This is a genomic window from Amycolatopsis sp. NPDC104775 (assembly GCF_055583325.1).
The window spans coordinates 888,837-907,161 of record NZ_JBVJOE010000003.1; the positions used below are offsets into that span (position 1 = coordinate 888,837).

An 18,325-nucleotide genomic window follows, 5' to 3' on the forward strand; every position below is an offset into this window, starting at 1 on the left:
CTCCGCGCAACGGAAGCGCTGCGCACCACCAACCCTAGGCCGGACCACCGACAAATTCAGGCGCGGAAACCTCAGACGCCCGCGACCTGCGAGATCCAGCTGCGGTACCGCGTGATGTTGGTGTAGGCGGTGCTGCTCTGCCGGTCACTGGTCGACGCGACGCCCACCTGCCGTCCGGACGCGAACATCGGGCCGCCCGAGTCGCCGCCCGCGGTGATGCCGTCGCCGTACGTCGCGCACACCGCGACGCCGCCTTCGTAGTCGCTGCACGACGGCGTCGTCACGCGCACGTTGGCCACCTTGAGGTACCGCGACTGGCAGTTGATCTCCGAACCGCAGCGGCTCGTCGCGCCCCAGCCGTACACCTGCACGGTCTGCCCGGCGCGCACGTCGGTCGACGTGCCGAGCGGCGAGTACGTCGCGTTCACCGAGCTGGACAGCCGCACGATGGCCAGGTCAGCGGCACCGGGGTAGCGCGTGATCGCGGCACCGGTGGCCATCGTGCCGCCGCTGCTCTGGTCGAGGCTGCCGATGCGGAAGGTGTAGGTCCCGCTGGAGGCGACGCAGTGCTTCGCGGTGAGGATGTACTGCGGCGCGATGATCGTGGCCGTGCAGTTCTGCTGCCCGTTCACGAACAGCCGCGCGGCCCACGGGGCGTTGGAGGCGTAGCCGCCGCCGATGATCGCCGGGGTCGAGGTCGGCCCGCTGGAAGCGGCGGCCTGACCGGCGAATCCGGCTAGGCCGAGCGCGGTAGCGAGCACGAGCAAACAGGTGCGCAAACGCATGGTCTCTCGTTTCTGCGGCTTCGTCGCCGCGGTTCCGGTGGGGACGGGGCCTCGATCATCAAGGCCTCGCCCGGGAACCAGAACCGGCGAAAGTAGCCGGGGACCACCTGTTCTTCCGCGACCGCCGCCGCTACGGACAGTTCCGCGTACTGTTCCTCAGCCCGCGTCCCGCGTCCGGCGCAGCCAGTACAGGCCGATCACCGGGAGCACCAGCGGGATGAAGAGGTAGCCCTGCCCGTACACCGACCACACCGTGGCGTCCGGGAACGCCTGCCGGTCGAAAATGCTCAGGGTGCCGACGGTCAGCACGCCCAGCAGCTCGACCGTGCACGCGGCGAGCGCGATCCGCCACCACGTCCGGCCGCCGCGGGCGAGCGCGATCGTGGCCAGGATGTAGACCAGTGCGGCGAAGGCCGACAGCAGGTACGCCAGCGGTGCCTCGTGGAACTTCGTGCCGATCTGGACGCCCGCCCGCGAGGTCGCGGCGAGGGCGAAGATGGCGTACACCGCGACCAGGACGCGGCCGGGGCCGGTGGCCGTCTTACGCGCTTGCTCCACTCCACACCTCGTTCAGTCGCAGCACCATCACCGGAATGGCCAGGCAGGCGATGCCGAGCACGACCGTGCTCGACCGGCTCTGCTCGGCCAGCGCCCACGCCGCGCCGACCGGCAGCACCACGAGGCAGCCGATCAGGTAGGCGAGGTAGGTCGCGAGGCTGCCCGGATGGTGGCCGCCGGCGAGCAGCACGATCCCGATCACGAGCTGGACGACCAGCAGCAGCTCGATCACGGCGAGCGCGACGAGCAACGGGGTGTCCGGGAGTTTTTTGCGCGCCGCCTGGACGAAACTCCACAGCGCGACGAGCGCCGCGCATCCAGCGACGGCTATCGCGAACCCGACGATCACCCGTTCCTCCTTCTGCCCGCCGGGGTCAACGTACCCGCCTCGCCTGCCGGCCCGGACGGGCGAGGGTCGGACGGGGTGGCCGGGGCCACGTTCACCGGAACGGGTCGCTGGCATTCCGTCAATTCCCGAATGCCACGGAAAACCCGCTCGACCGGGCGACGGGAAATCACCCTCGGTTCGCCAGTGCCGGATTTATCCTCGCCCCGCCTGGGCCGCCGAACGCTGAAATGGCGGATTGGCGCGGCGGCGAAGCTGTGCGGGAATGGTTTCCGTCACCGGGGCACCGGGGTAGCGCAACGCGGAAGGATCCACTTTTATGAACATCCGGCACGAGGCATTCTGCCTCGCCGATCCGTGGTTCTTCGACCGCCGACGGGAAATATCCGCCGACGACCTGGCAGCCTCACCCTACAGTCCACTATGGACAACAGAGGAGAACGAGCACTGGCGCTATCTCCGCCCGTCCGGCGTCGCCTTGCCGGAACAAGGCTGGACAGTAGAGATTTCCGCAGCCCCGGGCAACCTCGACCGAGTACTGGACCGAGTCCGCGAGTACTGCCGGAGCCACCGGCTGCACCACCGGCACCTGCGTTCCCGGTCGATTTTCCTCGATCGCAACGCCGAATACCCGACCACCGGCGGAACCGGTGCGCTGGCCACTATTTATCCAGCCGACAATAACGCGCTCGAACAGATCCTCGATGATCTTTCCGAACTGCTCACCGGCGAGCCAGGGCCGGATATCGACGGTGCGCTCCGCTGCGGGGAATGCCCGATTCACGTGCGTTACGGTGGATTCACCGAATTGTGGACCGAGCACGGCGGCGCTCGCGTGCCCGCCCTGCGCAGGCCGAGCAGCGCGCTCGAACCGGCACCGCGAGGCCCGGAGTTCTCCGTGCCGAACTGGGTCCGGATCCCCGACTGCGTCGCGGAGTACACCGACGCGCCGACGCCGCCGCATCCGGTCGCCGAAGTACTCCGCCAAGCCCACGGCACTGCCGTCTACCTGGCCGAACGCGGCGGGGAGCAGGTGCTCGTCGAGGAAGCCTGGCCCTACACCGGACTGGACGGCGACGGCGTCGACGCGGTCGCGCGGCTCGAGCGCAAGCGCGACCTCCTTCAGCGGCTCGCCGGAATCCGCGGCATCCCGAAAATCCACGCCTACCTCTCCGGACAGCGCCACTACCTGGTGCGGGAGTACCGGCCCGGCGTGGCGCTGGACGTCTGGCTCACCCGGAATTACCCGCTCACCCGCCGCGACTGCCCGGAAACCGACCTCGCCGCCTACCGCAAACAGGCGCTGTGCGTGCTGGCGCAAGTCGACCGCATCGTCGCACAGGCCGCCGAACGCGGCGTCACCCTCGAAAACCCGCGCAACCTCCTGGTCGACAGCACCGGCACGGTGTCGCTGACCGGTTTCGACCGCGACGACACCGCGCTGCGGCTGCGCCTGTTCCTCCCGCTGGCTCCGCTCTATCACCTGGTGCCCGAACGCCTCCGCTGGGCGGCCGAACTGACCCAACGCCGGTTCTCGCTGCCCGCCGGATATGCCGACAGCATCGCGCCGCCAGCCGAGTCGGCGCACACCGAACTCGACGAACCCCGCCCCGATTGGACCCTGGTGCGCAAACAGATCGCCGAGACCCTGCTGGCGTGCGCGACCCCGGAGCGCCGGGATCGCCTGTTCCCCGGCGACATCGAGCAGTTCCGCGTCGGCGGAGCGACCTTCGGCACCGGCGCGGCGGGCGTCCTGCATTCGCTGCACGTCGCGGGAGCCGGCCGCTTCCCCGAGCACGAGCAGTGGCTGCTCGACGCGATCGACGGGATCCCGCCCAGCCGCGCGGGTTTCTACGACGGCAGTCACGGAATCGCTTACGTGCTGGAGGAATTCGGCTACCGGAAGGCCGCGGGCGATCTTCTCGCCGCTTCGCGCGCGCTGGTCGACCAGACCGTCGGCCACGATCTCGCGAGCGGCCTGGCCGGCATCGGCCTGACCCGGCTGCATTTCGCCGCGACCCGCGGGGACAACGAGTTCGGCAGGCAGGCGCTGAACATCGGCATCCGGCTCGCCGAGGCGCTGGACACCGCGGAACCGCCGGGCGCCTCCGCGCAGGCTGGGCTGCTGTACGGCTGGTCCGGCCCGGCGCTGCTGTTCCTGCGCCTCTACGAACGCACCGGCGAGCCGGCCTGGCTGGCGTTCGCCGATCAGGCGCTCGAACGCGATCTGGAGGAATGCGTCCCGGCACTGGACGGCTCGCTGCCGGTCCGCGACGGCAACCGGGGTTCGCGCCGGGGAGCGGGGATCGGCAGCGCCGGAATCCTGATCGTCACCGAACAACTGGCGCGGTACCGCTTCGACGCGAAGGCGGCTCGCAGCCTGCCCGCGCTGCGCGTCGCGTGCCGCGGGGAGTTCGCGCTCCATCCCGGCTTGCTGAACGGCCGCTGCGGGCTCGCCGCCGGATTGGCTTTCAGCAGCACGCCGGACCGGCGCACCCAGGACGCGATCGACCGGCATCTGACGCGGCTTTCCTGGTACGCGGTCCCGTTCCGCGGCGGCCTTGCCTTCCCCGGCACCGGCCTGCTACGACTGTCCGCTGACGTCGCCACCGGCGGCGCCGGAGTCCTGCGCACTCTCGCCGCGCTCCAGGACGGCACCGAATTGCTCCCGTTCCTCGGCCCGACCCCGCGAGTCCGGCATTAGTCCACAGTGGACAGTTGTTGTCGACATGTCAATTAATCGATGTTCCACCGCGCGGGACGCCGATGAGTCTCCGGACACTTTTTGAATCACTCATTCAGCCCAGCCCGCTGGTCCGAAATCCGCAGTCAGGGCCAGGGCCTCGGAAAACGTCGGAGAACCTCGCCGCTACCGTCGGTAATCGCCGTCAAGACGGCGTTCAGCGGCTCGTTCAGCGGAACCACGAGGCCCTCGTTCGTGATAGAAACCGGGGCTGTTCCGTTCGGTGGGCCTGCGAAGGGTGATCCGAGATTTCCGTGACGAGGACCACTCGCACCCCACTGGCGTGTCCGCTTCCCCGGCCGTGTCCGCACTCTCGCCGAGGGTGACCCAGGAGTTCGTGAATCATCGTGGAGACCAAGGACGATCCCGGCAAGGCGTACGACAAGTCGATCCGGAAGAGGCTGACCCGGACGGTCCTGATCCCGAGCATCACCCTGCTCGTGCTGTGGGCGGTGCTGGCTACGGCCTTCTTCATCAACGGCTTGTACGTGCGGCTCGTCGCGGGCTCGGTGCGTGACGTTTCGATCCCCGCGCTCACCGCGCTGTCGTCGCTGCAGCAAGAGCGTCAGCTCGCCCTGCAGTACCTCGACAGCCCCAGCGCCGGACCGCAGCAGTTGCAGCAGCAGGAGCAGGACAGCGACGGCAAGCTGAAGGGCCTGCAGGAAGCCTTCGCGGCCACCATCTCCAGCGCGCCGGACGAGATCGCCAGCAAGGTCACCGCGCTGAAGGCGCAGCTCGACCAGCTGCCCGTGCTGCGCTCGCAGGTCAACTTCCGCAGCATCAACCGCGCACAGGTCAACGCCTACTACAACGGCGTCCTCGACTCCGCGGCGACGCTGTTCGACACCCAGGCGCGCATCGTCCCCGACGCGACCGCGGTGCAGGGCGCGATCTCGGCGACCTCGCTCTTCCGGGCGGGCGACCTGATGTCGCGCGAGACGTCGCTGGTGTCGGCCGCGTTCTCCGGCGGCTCCTTCGCGCCGGACGACTTCGTCCAGTTCTCCCAGCTGGTCGGCTACTACCGCACGCAGCTGGCACAGATCTCGCCGTTCCTCGAACCGGCGGTGCGCCAGCACTACCAGCAGCTTTCGACGAGCGACGCGTGGAAACGGCTCAACGCGGCCGAGGACTCGCTGATCAAGCACGGCCCGTGGACCAGCAGCGACCAGAACAGCGTTCCGGTCTCGGCGGGCGACTGGCACGCGCTGACCGCGCAGGTCGCCCAAGGTCTGAACCAGCTCACCATCGAACAGGCCGACCAGGTTTCCGCCGCCGCGATCGATTCCGGGAACGCGCAGCTGCGCAACGCCATCATCGGCAGCATCGTGGCCCTGCTCGCCTCGCTGGCCGCGATCATCGTCGCGGTGCGGGTGTCGCGTTCGCTCGTCGACCGGACCCTGATGACGCGGCTCGAGCGGCTGCGCAACGACTCGCTCGACCTGGCGCGGAACCGGCTGCCGAACATCGTCGGAAGGCTCAAGAACGGCGACCCGGTGGACATCGAGGCCGAGCTGCCGAAACTGGACCACGGCCGGGACGAGATCGGCCAGGTGGCCGAGGCGTTCAACACCGCGCAGCTCACCGCGGTCAACGCGGCGGCGAGCGAGGCGAAGGCGCGCAGCGGCGTGCACAACGTGTTCCTCGGCATCGCCCACCGCAACCAGGTGCTGGTGCACCGGCAGCTGCAGATCTTGGACGAAATGGAAAGCCGCGAAGAGAACTCGACCCAGCTGGCGTCGCTGTTCCAGCTCGACCACCTCGCCGCGCGCGCCCGGCGGACCACCGAGAACCTGATCATCCTCGGCGGCAAGCAGCCCGGACGGCGCTGGCGCAAACCGGTTTCGCTGATGGAGGTGCTGCGCGCGGCCGTCTCGGAAACCGAGCAGTACTCGCGGGTGCAGGTCGAGCAGGTGCCGGACGTCGCGATCGTCGGCACGGCGGTCGCGGACACCATTCACCTCGTCGCCGAACTGGTCGACAACGCGACGTCGTTCTCCCCGCCCGGTTCGCAGGTCGAGGTGACCAGCCGGATGGTCGCGCGCGGCGTCGTGGTCGACGTGTCCGACCAAGGTCTGGGCATGAAGGAAGGCGTGCGCGAGTGGGCCAACGCGATGATGGCCGACGCGCCCGAATTCGACGCGATGGCGCTGCGCGCGGACTCCAGCCTCGGCCTGTTCGTGGTCGCGCGGCTGGCGTCCCGGCTGGGCATCACGGTCACCTTCGACCCGTCGCGCTACGGCGGCACCCGGGCGACCGTGCTGATCCCGTCGAACCACCTGGCCGACGCGGACGCGTCCGAACCCGCGGACGAGGCCCCGGCGCTCGCCCAGGTCGGCGCGCCCGCGCAGGAAAGCGCCGCACAGCGACCGGCCCCGGAGGCTCCGCAGCCGACGCCGCGGCCGTACCCGGCCCGGCCGCTTCCAACGCCGAACCCGCGCACCCCGGAGCCGTATCCTCCGTCCGCCGGTCAGATCCCGGACGTCCCGGCCGCGCCGCGCGAACCCGCCGAGCCGGATCTCAGCGGGCTGCAGGGCGACGACCGGCCCCGGCTCCCGCGCCGGCAGCCGCAGCAGAACCTCGTCGCCCAGCTGCAGGACGACCCCACCGCCGACAACCTCGACGTGACCAACGCGGGCGAGACCACCGCGCGGACGCTGATGGCGTTCCACAAGGGCACCCGCCGGGCGCGAGGCGGGCAAAATGACTCATAACGACCGAACACCTCATCACACCGAAAGTCAGGGTCTGTCCGCATGAACGAGTACGGGAACTCCACCCCTGATCTCAACTGGCTGCTCGACGACGTCGTCAACCGCGTCGTCGGCGCGCAGAACGCCATCGTGCTGTCCGCCGACGGCCTGCTGCTCGGCAAGTCGTCCGGGATGAGCAAGGACGACTCGGACCAGCTCTCGGCCATCGCCTCCAGCCTGCAAAGCCTCGCCAAGGGCGTGAGCAGGCAGTTCAACCGCGGTCCGGTGCTGCAGAACATGATCGAGATGGAACGCGGGTACCTGTTCGTCTCGGCCGCCGGGCAGGGCGCGTGCCTCGCCGTGCTCGCCGGGGCCGACATCGATGTCGAAATGATCGCGTACGAGATGAACCGACTGGTCAAGCGCGTGGGCGACTACCTGGCGTCGGCGCCGCGCGAGGCCGCGAACCTGCTGCGGGAGGCGACATGAGCGACGACGGCTGGTACGACGAGGCCGCCGGACCGCTGGTCCGGCCGTACACGATCACCAGCGGACGGACTCCGTCCGAACACCAGCTCGACCTCTCGACCCAGGTGATGACCCTGCAACAGGGCTCGGACCCGGTCGGGCTCGGCCCCGAACACCTCGCCATCACGCAGCTGTGCCGGAGACCCCTGTCGGTCGCCGAGATCGCGGTGTACGTGAAGCTGCCGCTCGGCGTCGTGCGCGTGCTGTGCGGAGACCTGATCGACCGCGGCCTCGTCATCACCCGCGCCCCGTCCCGTCAGCCGGCCCAGGTGCCGGACCACGAAACTCTCCAGGCGGTTCTCGATGGCCTCATCAAGCTCTGAAGACGCCGCGGCGTCGGTGCCGACCCCGGTCAAGATCATCGTCGCCGGCGGGTTCGGCGCCGGGAAGACCACGATGGTCGCCTCGGTCAGCGAAATCCCGCCGCTGTCCACCGAGGAGGTGCTGACCGAGGCGAGCACCGGCGTCGACGACCTCTCCGGCGTGGAGCAGAAGAAGACCACCACGGTCGCGCTCGACTTCGGCCGGATCACCATCTCGCCGCGGCACGTGCTGTATCTGTTCGGCACCCCGGGCCAGGAACGGTTCTGGTTCATGTGGGACGACCTGGCGCGCGGCGCGATCGGCACCGTCGTGCTGGTGGACACGCGCCGGCTGGAGACCAGCTTCGCGGCGGTCGATTTCTTCGAGCGGCGCAAGATTCCGTTCGTCGTGGCGGTGAACTGCTTCGACAACGCGCCGCGCTACACCCCCGACGAGATCCGCGAGGCGCTCGTGGTGCCCGACGGCGTGCCGATCGTGATGTGCGACGCGCGACAGCGGGATTCGAGCAAGATCGCGCTGATCCGGCTGGTGAAGCACGCGATGACGGTGGTTCCGCAGCCCGCCTGACCGGGGTTTTCCGGCCAGCGAGGGGGTTCCCGGCGCGGGGAGCCCCCTCGTTCGTCTGTCCTCAGTGGACTCCTTGGCGGACCGCTCAGTGGACCGGGGCCATCCGGAGATTGAAGTGCCGCAGGATCTTCGGCGCTTCGACGATCCGGTAGCCCGGCACCCGCTCGGGGTTCTTCGCGATGTCGCCGAGGATTTCGGCCACGTAGTCGTAGTGGCCCTGGCTGTACACGCGCCGCGGCAGCGCCATCCGGACCAGCTCGAACGGGGCCGGGGTGATCAACTCGTTCTGCTCGTCGAGCGTGCCGAGGTAGAGCGAACCCAGTTCCACGCACCGGATCCCGCCCGCCAGGTACAGCTCGCAGGCCAGCGAGTGGCCCGGGAACCTCGACGCGGTCAGATGCGGCAGCAACCGGCCGGCGTTGAGGTAGAGCGCGTGGATGCCCGGCGGCTGCACGATGTCCACGCCGGCCTCGTTGGCCTGCTTCGCGAGCCGGGCGGCCTCGCCCGCGCGCGCGGCGAGATAGTGCGGGTCGACGACTTCCTGCAGGCCCTTGGCGACGCGGTCGAGGTCGTGCGCCCCCAGCCCGCCGTAGGTGCGGAAGCCCTCGGTGGCGATCAGGTTGGTCTCGCAGGTCTGGGCGAGTTCCGGGTCGGTCAGGCCGATGAACGCGCCCATCGGCGAGATGCCGTCCTTTTTCAGGCTCGCGACGCAGCCGTCGACCAGGCTGAACGCCTCACGCGCGACCTCGCGCGGCGTCTTGCCCGCATAGCCCGGCTCACGCTGGATGACCAGCCACGCGTTTTCCGCGAACCGTGCGGCGTCAAGGAAAACCGGTACGCCGTGCGCCCGGGCGAGCTTCGCCGCCGCGGCCAGGTTGGCCATCGAGACCGGCTGCCCGCCGCCGCCGTTGTTGGTGATGGTCAGCAGCACCTGGCCGACGCGAGCGCCGTCCGGGCTGGTCAGCAGGCGTTCCAGTGCGTCGAGGTTGATGTTGCCCTTGAACGGTTCGAGGCTGTCCAGGTCGCCGAATTCCGCGCAGGGCAGGTCGATCGCCTGGGCGCCGAGCAGTTCGACGTTCGCGCGGGTGGTGTCGAAATGCGTGTTGCTGACCGAGATCCGGCCGCTGTCCAGCACGCTGGAGAACAGCACGCGCTCGGCCGCGCGGCCCTGGTGCACCGGCAGGAGATGCGGGTATCCGGTGAGGTCGCTCAGCGCGTCGCGAAAGCGGTAGAACGAATCCGACCCGGCGTAGGAGCGGTCCGCGGCGGTCGCGGCGGCCTCCTGCGCGGTGGAGACCGCGCCGGTGCCGGAGTCGGTGAGCAGGTCGATGCTGACCTTGTTCGCGGGCAGGTTGAAGGCGTTGTAGCCCGCCGCGGCGAGCGCCTGCTCCCGTTCGGCACGGGTGGTGACCGGAATTTCGGCGACGACTTGGGAGCGGTACGGCGGGAAGGTCCGCATCAGGGTATTTCCTCCAGTTGTGGGTGACAGCCGAAAACTACCGCGTCAGGTCATCCGGCCGAGCACCGGCCGTTTTCTCGGCGGCGCTACCGCATAAGCCTCGGAGGACAGGTACACCGTGATTCCGGAACCGAACTCACCCATTCGCAACGACACGTGCGCGATCAGTCCGACGCCATCGCGCAGCGGCCGTTCCGAAACCGCTGCCAGCGCTTTGTCCAGTTTTGTCGGGTCGAAGTCGTACTGCGCGAGAATGGCGTGCACCCGCGCCCGGGCCACCTCGTCGTCGGGCACATAACTTCGAATAGGGAGGTAAAGACTGTAGTTTCCCGGAGTGCCGCCCATGCCTTCGACAAAAGAATAACTGGAAATCAGCGGACGGCCTTCGAAGGGCCCTTTCCCGCCGCCGAGCACGGCGAGGAATTCCCGGATCAGCATCGGGTCCGTACCGGGCACCAGCGCCGCCGCGCGCACCGCGTCCTCGGCCTCGGCGGCGTCGTGCGAGACGTACACCTTGACCCGGGACAGCGGGTCGTCGTCGAGGTCGAGCGCGAAGAAGGTGAAGTTGTCGCGCTCGCCGCGGCGCAGCGCGTGCTCGACCACCGGATCGAACGCCTCGCCGAGATTCAGCCGCCGGAACCCCTCGCTGACCAGGGAGTCCGCCATGGTCGGGCCGCTGATCTGCGGGTTCAGGTACACCTTGATCTTCGGCGCGGAGCCGTTGCGGAAGATCAGCGAGTACCAGAGCGTGAACGGCCCGCGGCGCTCCTCGTGCGGGAGGAAGAGGTCGGCCACCGCGTCGAGCCGGTCGGTGACCAGGCCGTACTCGTCGGCCACCTGAGCGAGGAACTCGCGCGGGTCCGGGGCACCGACGGTCTCGCCGAGAACCCGTACCACACATTCGCCATTGGCGTCGAAGGCGACCGAGAATTCAACGGGCGTAGTGTCGTCCGCCACATTGCACGGGAACTGCGCCGGAGCGTCCACGGTCAATTCCCCGGACTCGCCGAGCAACAACCGGAGAAGTTCCAGGTGACGGCGTTCTTCCGGATCGAATCCCACTGCCCGGCACAGCCGGTCGAGTTGACCACCGGCGTGGCTGTACATCGACAACTCGACCATCGGCACACTCGCTCCGACCATGGCGCTCTGTATTCACCGTTTCATTCGTGCGTTCGGCCCCGCGAATCACCCGCCGTTCGGCGGAGCGGGCGTCCGCGAGCCGCCGAGAAGATTAATCCCCGGAATGCCGATCACGATACCTCTGACGGAGCGACAACACCGTCCGAAAACCGTGCCTGAGTGTGCTGATCAACACCGGAATTCACCTGAATTCCGCATCGACAGGAACGGATTCTGCAGCTACCCACCCCCGCCATGTGGGCTAGCCCACTGCGGCGCACGGCTGGTGTCCCGTGCATCCGCCCTCGCCGCACAGTGCCGAAAATTGTCGGTGGCGGGTGAGACGCTCGTCTCATGACACAGACCCCGAAGCATCTGGCCAAGGTCGCCGAGAGCGACCGCGAGCCGATCCCCCGCGTCGCGGGCGAACGCGAGACGCTGCTGGCCTACCTGGAGTGGCACCGTGAAACCCTCGCGCTGAAGTGCGCTGGCCTGAGCCAGGAAGCCGTGTCCACGCGCGCGATCCCACCGTCCACAATGTCACTGCACGGCTTGGTGCGGCACCTGGCGGGCTGCGAACGATGGTGGTTCCGCATCCAGTTCGCCGGCGAGGACATCCCGCTGCTGCACTATTCGGACGACGACCCAGACCAGGACTTCGACCGCCTGGACGGCGATTTCGCCGAGGCACTGGCTTTGTGGCACGAGGAGTGCGACCGCAGCCGGGAAATCGTGGCGGCGGCGGAGTCGCTGGACGCACAGGGGACCGGGAAGACCACGGGAGAACCGTTCTCGCTGCGGTGGATGCTGCTGTCGATGATCGCGGAGTACGCCCGGCACAACGGCCACGCCGACCTGCTGCGGGAGGTGACGGACGGGGCCACGGGACGGTGAGGCCGGGCGGGTTGGATGCTTCGGGTGCGGATCGGGAGGTTGCGGGTTGGGGTGTGCGCCTGGGTGGGTTGAGGGCGCTCGGCGATGGTTCGGCGGTCGAGGCGCGACGGTTGCTTCGGCGAGGCGGGCCTGGCAGGTCTGACCTAAGTGGACCAGCGCGGCCTTGGCTCGCTCACCCACCGGCGGCTGTGTGGGAGACGGACGAGTTCGTGACGGTCTGTCGAGACGGTGTTGCCAGCAGCCATCCCGATGAGGTGGGCGAGCACCTCTCACCCGACAACGGCTTGGCCCGAGCAGGGCGATCCGGCGGTTGGCTGGGCATTCCCACCAGCACGATGCGACCTGGGCCGCCATCACCACCCGGCTAACCTCGCACCACCACAACCGGCAACGGCCGCCGATGCCGCTCGGCGAGCCCTGCCGTCCCGGCTCTGTCCGGGCGTGCCGTCGCGCCGCGGCCATCTCGGCTCTTCCGCACAAGGCACCTGCACGGGCAACCAACGTCCGTCAGCGCCCCCAAACCCGCGACCGCCCACCAACCGTCACAAGGCAGCAGCCCCCACCTATCCCCGCCGCGCCAACCATGCGATCGCGCCGCCGCCAGCGACCTGCGACCAACCCCCGCCATTCCGCACCCCCGCCCGCGCCGCCGCCAGCGACCTCCCCGCCCCAACCTCCCGCCGTGCGATGCTGGACCCCATGACCGCCGATCCTGACTCCGGCCTGCTCTCACCGGTGCGTGCCGGGACCCCGGCCGAAGCGGTGACCGGTGACCGTGCCTTCGCGGCTGCTCTCCTGGAGGCGGAGGCCGCGCTCGCGCGGGCGCAGACGCGGCTTGGCACGGTCCCGGCCGAGGCAGCCGAGCGGATCACCGCGGCCGCGCAGGACCTAGGTGACCTCGACGTCGTCCAGTTGGCCCGTGACGCGCGCGCCACCGGAAACCCGGTCGTCAGCCTGGTAGGCGCGCTGTCCGCCAAGGTCCCGGACGTCGCCGATTACGTGCACCGCGGCTCGACCAGTCAGGACATCGTCGACACGGCGATGATGCTCGTCGCGCGCAACACCCTGCGACTCATCAGCGCGGACCTGACGACGATCGCGCACGACCTCGCCGCGTTAGCGCGCGCTCACCGCGACACGGTCATGCCTGGACGCACCCTCACCGCGCACGCGGTTCCGACCACTTTCGGCCTCAAGGCAGCGATCTGGCGGCAAGGGGTCCAGGAATCCGCCCGCCGGATCGCTGAGCTGCGACTGCCGGTCTCGCTCGGCGGAGCTGCGGGGACGTTGGCCGCGTACGACCAGTACGGCGACGGCACCGACGACTACGCGGAACGATTAGTCATCGCTTTCGCGGAGGAAACCGGGTTGCGAGCGCCGGTTCTGCCGTGGCACGCGGATCGCACGCCGGTCGCCGAACTGGCCTCCGCGCTGGCTGGAGTGACGACGGCGTTGGGCAAGATCGCGGTGGACGTTCAAGTCTTGGCCCGCACCGAAATCGACGAAGTGACAGAAGCGACCGGCGGTGGGTCGTCGGCGATGCCGCACAAGCAAAACCCAGTGCTGTCTGCGTTGATCCGCTCAGCGGCGTTGCAAGTACCGGTGCTGGCCGCGGGGGTTACGCAGTCGGGGTTGGCGGAGGACGAGCGTTCGGCGGGGGTCTGGCAGGCGGAGTGGCAATTGCTGCGCGAATGCCTGCGCTTGACCGGCGGAGCCGTGCACACGGCGGTGGGTTTGGTGCGGGGGCTGGACATTCATGCGGATCGGATGCGGGAAAACCTCGCCCTGACCAATGGATTGATCGTCTCGGAACGGCTGTCGGCGGCTCTCGCGCCGATGGTGGGCAAGGCTCGCGCGAAGGAATTGCTCGGCACTGCCTCCCGGCGTGCGATGGAGGAAAACCGCCCGCTGGAAGAGATTCTGCGGGACACCGAAGAAATCGCAGCCATCGTCGGTGCCGCGGCCTGGGCCGATCTCGCCGACCCGGCGCGGTACATCGGCGCGGCGGGGCGGCTGGTGGATCGGGCGTTGGAAAACCCCGCCGAATAAGCACGAGCGGGACCGCTGCCGGAGGAGACCCTCTCGGGCAAGCGATCCCGCTGCGCGCTTATTCCATTGTGGACGAAACTCAGTGGGCCAAGCCGTGCCCGCCGGCCTCCGGGCGACGCGGCGGGGCGGCAGTGTCGACTTCGACGGGCTCCTCGTCCTCCGGAAGCAAAACCCCGTGGCGCGCGGGCATAACCGCGGTCAGCAGACCGAGGACCGCGATGCCGAGGTGCAGCCAGTTGTCCGCGTCGGCGAGGTTGAGCGGGTTGCCGAGGCCGGACACCGGATTGACCGAGATCGTCCCGGCCAGCATCAGGCCCCAGACGAACAGCGCGCCGTAGCCGATGAAGAGCAGCCAGCCGAACGTCCGGGCGCGGCCGGAGCCCAGCGCCAGCAGCAGGCCGACCACGCCGGTCGCCACGTGGACGACGTTGTTCAGCGGATTGGCGGAAAACCGCCACAAAGTGACACCGTGTCCGGTGAAATCCCCGAACCCGGACTTCACGAGCCCGATGATGCCGTAGGCGAGAAACAGGATCCCGAGCAGAACGGCGAGCACCTGAGCGGGCTGCACCCCTTCCACCCGGACGCGGGCTCGATGCGCACGAACCATGACTCCAGTCCTTCCCGTACCGAGATGACGGTGGGTCAACGCTGAGGGAATACCCCCGCGCAAACCGGGCCGAAACCCGAATCCCGCCACCACGGACGCGCCCACCGGGCAAGATCGGCACCGCCGCCGGGGTTCATGGGACTGCTGAGGCAAAGGGTGGCCGAGTGAGGCTCAGACGAGCGCGGAGGCCAGCAGCGCGAAAGCGGCGATGATCACCGCGACCCGCACGTAGTGGTACCGGTCCCAGCGGTTCATCTGCTCTTTCCAGTCCGCGGGCCGGTTCTCCGGCGTCCACGTCTTGCCGCGGTTGTTGATCGGGACGAGCAGCAGAATCGACATCACCACGCTCACCACCAGCAGCCCGGCCCCGATCACGACCAGACCGGTGCCCGGCCGGTTCCACGCGGCGATCGCCCAGATCGCGCTGAGGACAAGCGAACCGATGTACCAGAACGGCATGACAGCGCCGAGCATCCGGCCGCCGTGCGCGCGGCCTTGCTGATTGCTGTCGTCGGGCAGTCCATTGAGGATCGGGTTGATGACGAAGGCGACGCAGAACTCCACCCCCACCATCACGCCGACTACCACGATGGTGCAGACCGCGAGTGCGCTGAGCATGATGACTCCCAAAATCTAGCGTTGCTAGCTGATGAAGCGATGCTAGTACTACTGCCGCTCGGTTGTCTAGCAGTGCTAGACTCAGCTCATGTCGGTACATACGCGCAAGCAGCGCGAACAGGCGGAACGCGAGCGGCTCATCGTGGCGACGGCCCGGGAACTCGCCGAGCAGCAGGGCTGGGACGCGGTCACCACCCGCAAGCTCGCCGAACGCATCGAGTACAGCCAGCCCGTCCTCTACAGCCATTTCCGCGGCAAGCGGGAGATCATCGGCGCGGTCGCTCTCGACGGGGCCGCCGAACTGGCCGCCGCGGTGCGCGCCGCGACCCACGGAGTGGAGGGCTCGCGCCCCCGGGTCACCGCTCTCGCCCACGCATACCTCGACTTCGCCGAGCGCCATCCGGCGGTCTACGACGCCATTTTCCAGCTCGACGGCGGCCTCGCGTTCGCCCAGGAGGACACCCCGGAACAGCTGAAAGACGCATTCGCCGCCCTGCTGGAAACCCTCGGCGAGGTCGCCGGGGACGGCGTCGAACCAGGCCTGTTCACCGAATTGTTCTGGGCGTCCCTGCACGGAATCGCGACCCTGACCCGGGCGGGACGGCTGCCGCGGGAGTTCGCCGAGCAACGAGTGAAGCTACTGGTCGAACGACTCGTGGTGGTCTGATCCACCCTGCTTGCCCGCAGGCCTCCCCGCCGTCACGCGTACTGGCCGGTACCGAGACCCATCCCACAAAACGACCCCATTCGGCGAACCCTGATCAGGCGATCGGGGAAGTCGGGGCATGCGCAGGGCCAATACGTTCCTTTTGCTCGGCCTCGTTCTCGGTGCTGTTCTCGCGTTTCTGGCCACCGAGACCGAGCCGTACCGGCAGGTGGTCACCGCGGCCGGACCAGTGTCCGGGGCGGGCGTCCTCCCTCCGGAAACCGAGCCGGGCACCTCCGCCTCCAGTCCGAAACCCAGCCCGGGCAGCTCCGCACCCCAGCAGGGCACCAACCTCGAAACCGAACTTCCCGCGCTTGTCCCGCAAGGGCACGTCAGCGTGGTCGTCTACGACCGCACCACCGGCACGACCCCGGTTTCCCTCGACGCGCACCGGCACTACACCTCCGCGTCCCTCGTGAAGCTCCTCATCGCCTTCGACGCGCTCAATCGCGGCACCAATCCGGCCACCGTGCGGGAAATGCTGTCCCGCAGCGACGACGACACCGCCAGCCGGCTGTGGGTCGCCGGCGGTGAGACGAGCATTGTCCGGGAAGCGGTGTCCGAAATGGACCTGGCCGAAACCCGTCCGCCGGAAGACCCGGGACGCTGGGGCGACACGGAAATCACCGCCGCCGACATCACGCGCGTCTACCGTTACCTCATGGACCGGGCACCAGCCCCGCACCGCGAGACGATTCTCCGGGCCCTCCGCGACGCCACCGAGAACGGTGCGGACGGATTCCGCCAGTACTTCGGCATCCCGGACGCGCTCGGCGACGTTTCCTGGGCCGTCAAACAGGGCTGGTCCTGCTGCAATCCCGGGCGCATCCTGCACACCTCGGGCCTGGTCAAGGACGACCGGTACCTCGTCACGGTCCTCACCGAGAATCCCCGCTCGGTCGGCTACGCCACCGCCGAAGCCCAGGTCACCGAAGTGGTCAAGCACCTTCCCGGGATCCGCTGAGCGTCACTGGTCCACCGCGGTCAGCCCGCCCCGCGCACCCGTGCTGGGCAACGGCCACGGTTTCACCCCGCCGGTCACGTCGGCCCGCTGCCCCGGAGCCGACGGACCCGGGATCCGCTGCCCGATCCACGTCAGGACGTCCGGCAGCTGCGCCTTGAACGTGTTCATGTTGTGGCCCGCGTCCGGGATCCGCCACGTCGTGAACTGCACCGGAGACTGCGCGGCGGCCCGCATCTGGTCGACCGCGCGGCTTTCGTTCTGCTCCTTCTCCCCGGAGATCGCGAGGAGTTCCAGCGGGGCCGGGTGCTGGCGGACGTTGATCTTGACGTTGTTCGCGTCCTCGATGTCCTTGCGGCCGCGGAAAAGGTTCTCGGTTTCGCCGTCCACTTGCGCCTTTTCGTACCCGCTCACGCTCGCCGCCTGCGCGTACCACTGCGGATGCCGGGTCACGAGGTTCAGCGCGCAATAGCCGCCGGACGACCAGCCCGCGATCGTCCACGCGCGGCGGTCCGGATTGATGCCGAGGCGCTGGATGCCCCATTCGCGGACGTCGGCGGACAGATAGGTGTCGTTGGGGCTTCCGTTGACCTCGTCGACGCATTCGGTGTCGTGGCCGATTTTCGGCGTTCCGGTCGGGTCCGGGATCAGCACGATCACCGGCGGCAGGAGATGCTTCGAGATCGCCGAGTCAAGCTGCTCGGGCAGGTGGTACCCGACCGGGGCGGTGGTGACCTCCGGACCGGACGGGTAGTTCGGGATCCAGATGATCGCCGGGAACCGCATCGCCTTGTACGGATGCTGGAAGTATTGCGGCGGAAGGTAAACCGTCACGTCGCGGGTCAGGCCGGTGCGCCGCCCGGTCACCGTCACGTGCGCGATGGTCCCCTTGCCGACCCGGGCGTGCGCCACTCCGAGGTCGCGCGCCCGGCCGAGGTCGATGCCGTTGTCGCCGCCCTCGACGTCGATGCCCTCAGCGGCGAACGCGCCGGTGCCGAGCAGCGAGCCGAGCGTCGGGAAGAATCCGCCGATCATATTGCCGGTCAGGCCGAGGGTGACGATGACGAGGCACAGCGCGACCAGGACCGTGGCGCTGCGGCCAATTTGCTTGCGCTTGCGCCATTTGTCCCAAAACCACGGGACCGAGACGACCGCGACGAACGCCAGCACGCCGATCACCGTCAGCGTGACGGGCGAATCCAACCTGATTTCGCTCAGGTGCACGGGAACCTCCAGGACCGATCGCGCGCCCGGAAGGCGGGACCCGCTGCTCTAAATACGTTTGTGGGGCCATTCTCGTTGTGATCACGTGACGTCGATCACGCCGGAATGGCCCCGTCAAACTCAGCGAATCCTCAGGATTGC

General features: G+C 68.7%; 17 protein-coding genes. 9 read left to right on the top strand and 8 right to left on the bottom strand.

All coding sequences use genetic code 11. The features are described from left to right. Positions 1 to 71: 71 nt before the first annotated feature. The 3 genes from ACZ63D_RS18280 to ACZ63D_RS18290 all read right to left on the bottom strand — a co-directional run bounded on the left by ACZ63D_RS18280 (position 72) and on the right by ACZ63D_RS18290 (position 1,692). Entirely contained in the window at positions 72 to 785 is a 714-nt protein-coding gene (locus ACZ63D_RS18280) for a S1 family peptidase (protein WP_182893801.1), read from the bottom strand. Between the two features lie 156 nt (positions 786 to 941). Next, the gene (locus ACZ63D_RS18285) at positions 942 to 1,343 is read right to left on the bottom strand and encodes a hypothetical protein (RefSeq protein ID WP_465355464.1); all 402 of its coding nucleotides are present in this window, start codon (positions 1,341 to 1,343) and stop codon (positions 942 to 944) included. After that, entirely contained in the window at positions 1,327 to 1,692 is a 366-nt protein-coding gene (locus ACZ63D_RS18290; protein WP_465355465.1) for a hypothetical protein, read from the bottom strand. Before ACZ63D_RS18290 ends, ACZ63D_RS18285 begins: the two co-directional genes overlap by 17 nt. A gap of 316 nt (positions 1,693 to 2,008) precedes the next feature. Between ACZ63D_RS18290 and ACZ63D_RS18295 the strand changes: the two genes are divergently transcribed. The 5 genes from ACZ63D_RS18295 to ACZ63D_RS18315 all read left to right on the top strand — a co-directional run bounded on the left by ACZ63D_RS18295 (position 2,009) and on the right by ACZ63D_RS18315 (position 8,541). Continuing rightward, a complete protein-coding gene (locus tag ACZ63D_RS18295) occupies positions 2,009 to 4,393 on the top strand; it encodes a class III lanthionine synthetase LanKC N-terminal domain-containing protein (RefSeq protein WP_465355466.1) in 2,385 nt (794 codons plus the stop codon). 386 nt (positions 4,394 to 4,779) lie between these two features. Beyond that, positions 4,780 to 7,143, top strand: coding sequence for a sensor histidine kinase (locus tag ACZ63D_RS18300; RefSeq protein WP_465355467.1), 2,364 nt, complete (start codon positions 4,780 to 4,782; stop codon positions 7,141 to 7,143). Between the two features lie 42 nt (positions 7,144 to 7,185). Further along, positions 7,186 to 7,611, top strand: coding sequence for a roadblock/LC7 domain-containing protein (locus tag ACZ63D_RS18305; protein WP_009071597.1), 426 nt, complete (start codon positions 7,186 to 7,188; stop codon positions 7,609 to 7,611). Further along, positions 7,608 to 7,973, top strand: coding sequence for a DUF742 domain-containing protein (locus ACZ63D_RS18310; RefSeq protein WP_037807351.1), 366 nt, complete (start codon positions 7,608 to 7,610; stop codon positions 7,971 to 7,973). Before ACZ63D_RS18305 ends, ACZ63D_RS18310 begins: the two co-directional genes overlap by 4 nt. Then, positions 7,954 to 8,541, top strand: a complete 588-nt coding sequence (locus ACZ63D_RS18315; protein WP_067583957.1) for a GTP-binding protein — start codon at positions 7,954 to 7,956, stop codon at positions 8,539 to 8,541. Before ACZ63D_RS18310 ends, ACZ63D_RS18315 begins: the two co-directional genes overlap by 20 nt. A gap of 85 nt (positions 8,542 to 8,626) precedes the next feature. Here ACZ63D_RS18315 and ACZ63D_RS18320 read toward each other — a convergent pair whose 3' ends face one another. Then, a complete protein-coding gene (locus tag ACZ63D_RS18320) occupies positions 8,627 to 10,000 on the bottom strand; it encodes a tryptophanase (protein ID WP_465355468.1) in 1,374 nt (457 codons plus the stop codon). A 45-nt stretch (positions 10,001 to 10,045) separates the two neighbouring features. Beyond that, positions 10,046 to 11,143 carry a tryptophan dimethylallyltransferase family protein gene (locus ACZ63D_RS18325; protein ID WP_465355469.1) on the bottom strand — a complete coding sequence of 366 codons (1,098 nt, stop codon included), beginning with the start codon at positions 11,141 to 11,143 and terminating at the stop codon, positions 10,046 to 10,048. Between the two features lie 333 nt (positions 11,144 to 11,476). Between ACZ63D_RS18325 and ACZ63D_RS18330 the strand changes: the two genes are divergently transcribed. Further along, on the top strand, positions 11,477 to 12,016 hold the full coding sequence (locus ACZ63D_RS18330) for a DinB family protein (protein ID WP_465355470.1): 540 nt from the start codon (positions 11,477 to 11,479) through the stop codon (positions 12,014 to 12,016). A 699-nt stretch (positions 12,017 to 12,715) separates the two neighbouring features. Then, positions 12,716 to 14,065, top strand: coding sequence for a 3-carboxy-cis,cis-muconate cycloisomerase (gene pcaB / locus ACZ63D_RS18335; protein WP_465355471.1), 1,350 nt, complete (start codon positions 12,716 to 12,718; stop codon positions 14,063 to 14,065). A gap of 79 nt (positions 14,066 to 14,144) precedes the next feature. On the opposite strand, the gene ACZ63D_RS18340 is transcribed toward pcaB, so the two are convergent. Both ACZ63D_RS18340 and ACZ63D_RS18345 read right to left on the bottom strand, forming a co-directional pair. Continuing rightward, positions 14,145 to 14,675 carry a DUF4383 domain-containing protein gene (locus ACZ63D_RS18340; RefSeq protein WP_465355472.1) on the bottom strand — a complete coding sequence of 177 codons (531 nt, stop codon included), beginning with the start codon at positions 14,673 to 14,675 and terminating at the stop codon, positions 14,145 to 14,147. 171 nt (positions 14,676 to 14,846) lie between these two features. Beyond that, entirely contained in the window at positions 14,847 to 15,293 is a 447-nt protein-coding gene (locus ACZ63D_RS18345) for an anthrone oxygenase family protein (protein WP_465355473.1), read from the bottom strand. Between the two features lie 88 nt (positions 15,294 to 15,381). On the opposite strand from ACZ63D_RS18345, the gene ACZ63D_RS18350 reads away from it, so the two are divergent. Together ACZ63D_RS18350 and ACZ63D_RS18355 are read left to right on the top strand one after the other, a co-directional pair. Continuing rightward, positions 15,382 to 15,960, top strand: a complete 579-nt coding sequence (locus ACZ63D_RS18350) for a TetR/AcrR family transcriptional regulator (protein ID WP_465355474.1) — start codon at positions 15,382 to 15,384, stop codon at positions 15,958 to 15,960. A 118-nt stretch (positions 15,961 to 16,078) separates the two neighbouring features. Then, positions 16,079 to 16,963 (top strand): serine hydrolase, encoded by an 885-nt coding sequence (locus ACZ63D_RS18355; RefSeq protein ID WP_465355475.1) that lies wholly within the window; start codon positions 16,079 to 16,081, stop codon positions 16,961 to 16,963. A gap of 3 nt (positions 16,964 to 16,966) precedes the next feature. On the opposite strand, the gene ACZ63D_RS18360 is transcribed toward ACZ63D_RS18355, so the two are convergent. Continuing rightward, positions 16,967 to 18,184 carry an alpha/beta hydrolase gene (locus ACZ63D_RS18360; protein ID WP_465355476.1) on the bottom strand — a complete coding sequence of 406 codons (1,218 nt, stop codon included), beginning with the start codon at positions 18,182 to 18,184 and terminating at the stop codon, positions 16,967 to 16,969. Positions 18,185 to 18,325 lie beyond the last annotated feature (141 nt).